Annotated in this window: 1 pseudogene; it reads left to right on the top strand. The window is 37.7% G+C overall.

The window, feature by feature from the left end:
* Positions 1 to 24: 24 nt before the first annotated feature.
* Positions 25 to 896, top strand: a pseudogene (locus Q3F21_RS27160) (hypothetical protein); the annotation flags it as partial.

Below are 896 nucleotides of genomic sequence, written 5' to 3'. Positions count from 1 at the left end.
CAAGGATGAAAAGGAGCGGAATAAGTGATGGACGGATTCTTACCGATACTTGGTAACGGTGAGCATTATGTTACACCGGAAAAATCAAAACCGGGTCCCCCTATAAATAAAAAAAACCTTCCTACGTTTGAAGAGGCGAGGAATAAGATATTGACCAATATTAAAGACATTAAGGATGCCTTAGATAACGTGAATGAGCCGTTTCGAGTAAATGAAGTTGTATTAAATTTAAGAATGCTTCCTGGGTTTACTGCGAAGTCTTTTCATCCTAATACATTGATTCGCCATGCGGGGGCAGTTGATATAGGTTCTAAAAAATGGACTACGACTATCCTTGATAAAAAAAACCAACCAAAAGAAGTTATTGGTAAACATATTTTTTTAAGAATGTCCGAAGATTCCTTAAAATATTTCGAAAGACAACTTCATCAAAAAGAGGGACTTTTACCGAAGGGACTGGTTGATGAGGTACTACTTATCGAAGACTTTTTCTTTGGTGATAACACCGAGTTACTTAAAAGCTTTGATGACGATTGGGAATCCGGGAGAATTGAGCTTGTATTACATCCATTTGGTGATTTGGAAGAGCAAGTTATAGACAAGTTTGTTTCTTTGTATCAGAAATTCGGCGGTAACCCAGAGAAGTTTAAGTGGCGAAGTTATTATCCTGGACCTCTTTTTATGAGTCTGTTCGTAAATAGGGAAATCCTTCAAAAAATATTGTTCTTTAATCCCATTAGAACAGCCCATCCCCTTAGATTTCGAGGAATTCCAGATGTTAACCGCAGCTTAACAAAAATCCCAATGCCGAAATCACCTAGCGATGAATTCAAGTCTTCCATTATTGTTGGAATGTTTGATGGCGGGGTTGACGACCGCAATACCTACTTTAATAA

Source organism: Brevibacillus borstelensis (genome assembly GCF_037834415.1).
In the GTDB taxonomy this organism is placed as follows: Bacteria; Bacillota; Bacilli; order Brevibacillales; family Brevibacillaceae; genus Brevibacillus; species Brevibacillus borstelensis_A.
The sequence above is the reverse complement of the archived record's forward strand: the minus strand, read 5'-3'. Positions and strand labels throughout refer to the sequence as shown.